Origin of the sequence: Methylobacterium sp. J-088 (assembly GCF_022829295.1) — a bacterium.
Taxonomy (GTDB): Bacteria; Pseudomonadota; Alphaproteobacteria; order Rhizobiales; family Beijerinckiaceae; genus Methylobacterium.
The window spans coordinates 1-3,048 of record NZ_JAKSYH010000144.1 but is presented as its reverse complement, the minus strand read 5'-3'; the positions used below and the strand labels follow the sequence as shown (position 1 = coordinate 3,048).

General features: G+C 66.1%; 3 protein-coding genes and 1 pseudogene. 2 read left to right on the top strand and 2 right to left on the bottom strand.

All coding sequences use genetic code 11. The features are described 5' to 3' along the window. Positions 1-135 (top strand): annotated as a pseudogene (locus MKK63_RS16340) (IS481 family transposase); the annotation flags it as partial. Between the two features lie 101 nt (positions 136-236). Here the strand turns inward: MKK63_RS16340 and MKK63_RS16335 are convergent. Further along, complete coding sequence (locus tag MKK63_RS16335) at positions 237-1,328, bottom strand: catalase family protein (protein ID WP_244003554.1); 1,092 nt, start codon at positions 1,326-1,328, stop codon at positions 237-239. A gap of 133 nt (positions 1,329-1,461) precedes the next feature. Here MKK63_RS16335 and MKK63_RS16330 point away from each other — a divergent pair, with 133 nt between their 5' ends. Next, complete coding sequence (locus MKK63_RS16330) at positions 1,462-1,872, top strand: response regulator (protein ID WP_267425213.1); 411 nt, start codon at positions 1,462-1,464, stop codon at positions 1,870-1,872. Between the two features lie 51 nt (positions 1,873-1,923). On the opposite strand, the gene MKK63_RS16325 is transcribed toward MKK63_RS16330, so the two are convergent. Beyond that, entirely contained in the window at positions 1,924-2,796 is an 873-nt protein-coding gene (locus MKK63_RS16325; RefSeq protein WP_279574698.1) for a type 1 glutamine amidotransferase, read from the bottom strand. Positions 2,797-3,048 lie beyond the last annotated feature (252 nt).

The window sequence follows — 3,048 nt, the reverse complement described above, 5'->3', positions numbered from 1 at the left end:
GCCTACAACTTCGCACGCCGCCTGAAGACCCTGCGGGGTCTCACGCCCTACGAGGCCATCTGCAAAGCATGGTCCGCAGAGCCCGGACGCTTCAGATCAAACCCGCTCCACCAAATGCCGGGACCAAACATCTAGTGCTCTGACGCATTCACTTCGTTCATGCGAGTGAGCACTAGATCTTTGGGTTTGCATCAATTTTTCCAGACTCGGCTGACGCCTCCGTCTGGATCGATGCACTAGGTCATCGGCATCCCGGTGGGTTCGGAGATCTCGGCCCCGTTGCACTGGGACCGGTAGGCGCGCGCGGCGGCGTAGGCAGGCCGGCGTGCACGCATGATCGAGCCAAGCGGCCGATGCGCGGCCAGGCCCATCCACGGATTGAAGGCCATCCTGTCCTCGACCCACTCACGCATGTCGCCCGACCAAGTGTCCTGCGGGAGGGCCGTGATTCGGGCGACGGGCAGGTAGGGGCTTTCGTCCTCGGGCCACATCGCGGCCGCGTCCTCCACCGGCATCGCATCGATGTCTGTTGCCAATTGAGCCCGAAGCTCCCAGGCGGCCGAGCACGTCCGGAAGTAGTCTTGCACGGTCTCGCGGATCGCATCGGGGTGACCCGACGTGTCGATGGGGCTCCCCGAAAGCGTGACGAGGTCCGACGACACAGGGGAAAGGGCGACCTTGGCGAAGTAGTCGCCGTGGAGCAGCGCCGCCTGGGAGAAGAAGCTGTCGCCGAGGAGATGGGTCTTCGCCTGACCGGCCAGGGTGGTCAGCGTCGCCGACTTGCCTCCGACCATTTCGAGGGCCGCCTCGGCGGTACGCGTCACCCCGGAGAGGACCTTCTTGAGCGGTTCCGCACGGCCCGTGCTGGCGGCCAGGGGCTTCAGCTGCCGGAGGAAGCCCTTTGCGGTACCGATCTGGAACGACGGCGAGTTGCCTAGAACGTAGTTCTGGGTCGTCTCACTCTCGCTGCCGGAAAGGCGTGACCCTGGTACGTTCAGGACCTTCAGTGCGGCGCCGCGTGGCGTGGAGACGCCGTCATGGAGCACGTCGCCGGGCGTGGTGCTGAACCGAAGGATGGCGTCATAGCTTGCCGACGAGGCGAACAGGCCCTGAGCGAGCTCCGGGGGCAGGTCGGCGAGCACCTCGAACCTTGCGCGGAGGTAGCCATGCGCCTTTGCATGGACCGCGCGATGGGCGTAGCCGGTGTCCGCGTGGGTCTTCCGCTGGATGGCTAGCATGGCCTCGGTCAGGGCCCGTTGCGTCTCGCCCTCGTCCTCTGGGATGACCTCGATGGCGGGGTCGAACCGGAGCGGGGGATGCTGAGCCATCGATTCCAACGTAGGCATCCCGACGGAGTTGCCGGGTCAGTCGAGATGACGCGTGCGCCGGCGGCAAATTAGCCGAAAGGGAATATCGTATCCGGCGGGAGCAACCTTCCGGCGTGCGGTCCATTCCTGCCCCGTGACCCAAGATGCCCGGGGCGATGCGCCCCACGCCCTCGTCGTCGACGACGACTTCCTGATCCTGATGGACGCGACCAGCATCCTGGAGGATGCGGGTTTCCAGGTGCTGGAGGCGACGAACGTCGCTCAGGCCCTCCGGGTGCTCGCCGAGCATCACGAGACGGTCCAGTTGCTCTTCACGGACGTCCACATGCCGGGGGACGCGGATGGCTTCGAGTTGGCGCGCCGGACAGCGGAGAGCTGGCCGCATATCGCGGTCGTGGTCGCCTCCGGACACGCCAAGCCCGGACCCGGGGATCTTCCTGAGGGGTCGACGTTCATCGGCAAGCCGTTCAGCGCCGAGATCGTCCGGCATCACGTCCGCAAGACCCTGCCCGACGAGAGACAGCCTGGGCCGTTGAGGGCCTAAGGCATTGGGGACGACCATGCCCATCGCATGGTGACGGGAGTCGACGTTCGCCTAGTCTGGCCCAGGATTGAGCTTACGGGCCAGCATGCCGAGGAAATTGCGGATCTCGGCCTGACGGTTAGCCTCATCAGTGACCTGGTCGTCCAAGCCGAGACGCCAAGCGAGGTCCCGCCGCGTGGGCTGCCGGTGTAACGCCTCGACGACGTCGGCTTGGTCCTCGACCTCGCGACGCGACAGCGCCAAGCCCGCCTCGACCAAGTCGTCCGCCTGCCGCCGCAGGGCGCCCGTCACCTCGTCGAGCCCGATCTCCGGATGGTACTGCACGCCCCAGAACGTGCCGCCGTCATGCCGGATCTCCGCGGCCTGGACAACGGTGGATCGGTTGAGCGCGAGCAGAGTCGACCCCTCCGGCAGGGTCTCGACCTCATCGGTGTGGATGCTCGGCGCGTCGTACGAGGCGGGGCGCCCCCTCAGCAGAGGATGGCCGCGCCCCGCCTCGGTCGGAACAATGCGCCGGGCGAAGCCGGCCTCCGGGCCATTGCGGTTCTGCCGGACCGTGCCGCCCGCCGCGACTGTGGCGAGTTGCAGGCCGGCGCACGACCCGAAAGAGGGCGTGCCGGAAGCGAAGACAGCACCCATGAAGGCGAGCGCCCGCCGGACCTCGGGGGTCTCCTCGTACAGAGACAGCGGCGAACCGCTCAAGAAGACGGCATCGTAGTCGCCCAGCGACGCGCCCGCTGGCAGCGCGCCATCCGCGTCGGCTGGCTTGACCCTGTCGCAAGCGGAACCGGGGGCCAGGCTTTCGAGGATCTCCAGGTAGGTCTCACCGGACGAGCGCCCAACGCTCTCGCGCCGCTTCCGACGGGCATCCGGTGGCTCGCTCTCCGCAACGAGAAAACGGAGACCGGATGACGATGACTGCAAGGGTCGATGCCTTTTTGGGTGGGATATGTCCTTAGCGAACCTAAGCCGTCATCCTGTGTTCCTCGCCGGGCGGTCCTGACGCAGGCGTCACCATGGCCGACATTGCCAAACCCGGCGGATCGTCGACCCATGCGGATGCATCCTGTACCGTGCGGCAGCCCACACTAGTGCTCTGACGCATTCACTTCGTTCATGCGAGTGAGCACTAGTTCTTTGGTTTTGCATCAATTTTTCCAGACTCGGCTGACGCCT

Excerpts from the sequence above, each read along its gene's own strand:
- MKK63_RS16335 (WP_244003554.1), bottom strand. The coding sequence starts at position 1,328 with ATGGCTCAGCATCCCCCGCTCCGGTTCGACCCCGCCATCGAGGTCATC.